This is a genomic window from Cesiribacter sp. SM1, from assembly GCF_020178975.1.
Classification (GTDB): Bacteria; Bacteroidota; Bacteroidia; order Cytophagales; family Cyclobacteriaceae; genus Cesiribacter.
Genome location: NZ_JAHXBU010000060.1, coordinates 1 through 1,970 on the forward strand (window position 1 = coordinate 1; position 1,970 = coordinate 1,970).

Annotated in this window: 1 protein-coding gene; it reads left to right on the forward strand. The window is 47.7% G+C overall.

Annotated features, from left to right (window positions below; genetic code table 11):
* Positions 1-636 precede the first annotated feature (636 nt).
* The gene (gene ltrA / locus KWJ01_RS13130; protein ID WP_224996915.1) at positions 637-1,923 is read left to right on the forward strand and encodes a group II intron reverse transcriptase/maturase; all 1,287 of its coding nucleotides are present in this window, start codon (positions 637-639) and stop codon (positions 1,921-1,923) included.
* Positions 1,924-1,970 lie beyond the last annotated feature (47 nt).

Sequence of the window (1,970 nt, forward strand, 5' to 3'; positions counted from 1 at the left end):
CCATTCACTGCAGATTGCTATGCCCACGCAAAGGCAGCTGCCTGCATTGCCAATGGCTGTAAGATAGCTGGGAGCTTGCTTTATTCTGTTGTGTGTGCCTGGCATGGCACGAGTTGAAATATACTCTGATTATCTAAAGGGTGCAAGTCCCTTGTATGCGAGCAGCGAAGCATATAGCAAGTGGCAAGCTGGTTTGGGGTGACCCATGCAGTGAAGGAAGCCAAACGGCAAACCCCTGTTCCGACGAACAGGAACTACATAAGAGGCTTAAAGTTGTGGTCGAGTAAGCACATCATTACAAAGGCCGTGCTGTATGTGATTTTAAGTAGATGTAGCGGAGATAGGGGAAAAGATAGGTGTCTTACCCAGGGAGGTCTTGGAATAGATTCGGTTTCTATGGGCCAAGAAGTCACGGGGCCGCCCGGCGGCAGAGGTCATAGTAGGTAGAGGAAACGAGCTGGCATAGAAAGTCGGAGGCCTCACGATCTACTGAAGGACCAAACGTTAAGTTGTCGCTTCGGCGATCCGATCTAAATTCGGTAAGGAGGCTTTCTGAAATCCTTCAGGACTAGCCTTACCTTAAGCAGAACAGGGATAGAAGAAAAGATGATTGAGAAGGTACTAAAACCAAAGAATATGCAACATGCACTCCGCCAGGTCGTGCAGAACAAAGGTTCCGCAGGCGTGGACGGTATGGCTGTAGAAGAGCTACCCCATTTCTGGAAAATTAACAGGAATAGTATAGCTATTAGCATCGTCAATGAGAAGTATGTACCGCAACCCATCCTAGGGGTAGAAATACCCAAGGCAAATGGTAAGAAGCGCCTACTGGGCATTCCTACTGTAACCGACCGCCTGCTTCAGCAGGCAGTAAGCCAGGTAATAACTCCCTTGTTTGAAGTAGAGTTCAAAGAGTATAGCTACGGCTTTCGCCCTTCTCGGAATGCTCATCAGGCAGTGCAACAGGCACAGAAGAACATCAATGAAGGTTTTCATTTTATCGTTGATATTGACCTTCAAAATTTCTTCGATGAAGTGGACCATGCTATACTTCTGCAACTGCTGTATCGTAAGGTGAAATGCCCAACTGTGCTACGGCTAATCCGCAAATGGCTTAAAGCACCCATTCTAATAAATGGTAGGCTGGTCAAACGCAAAAAAGGCGTACCACAGGGAAGTCCGCTTAGTCCCCTGTTGTCTAATATCATGCTTCATGAATTGGATAAGGATCTGGAAAAGAAAGGTCATCGCTATATTCGCTACGCTGACGATTTTAGTGTCTACACCAAAAGCAAGGAAGCAGCCCGAGAGATAGGCAATAGCCTCTACCTGTTTCTAAAGAACAGGCTAAAGCTGCCTATCAACAGGGAGAAAAGCGGTATACGCAGACCTGTTCATTTCCAGATTCTGGGGTATGGCTTTGTGCCCACTTATGAAAAAGGAGCGAAAGGAAAGTACCAGTTGGTAGTGTCAGAGAAAAGCTGGAAAGCACTTAGGCAGAACCTCAAGTCCATCACCAGAAAAACCATTCCCGCTAGCTTTAGCGAGCGCATCCATAAGCTAAAAGAGGTGCAAAGAGGCTGGCTCACCTACTTCCGTATGGCAAGTATATCAGGCAAGCTTAAAGTTCTTGATAGCTGGCTACGCAGCAGATTACGCTACTGCATCTGGCATGATTGGAAAAAGCTGGAGAGGAAGAGGAAGAACCTGATCCGATTAGGTATTCCGTTGTGGCAGGCATACGCCTGGAGCAGAACAAGAATGGGTGGATGGGCCGTGGCCCAAAGTCCTATTCTTAGATCGACGATCACTCTGGTCAGGTTGGCCAAAAAGGGCTACGAATCTCTACTGTCCTACTATCAAAGTGTATCCCCAAAACTTAACGAACCGCTGTATACGAGGCCCGTACGTACAGTGGTGTGAGAGGCGCACCAGTGGGCCTTCAGCTCACTGGCCGTCTACTCGATTGG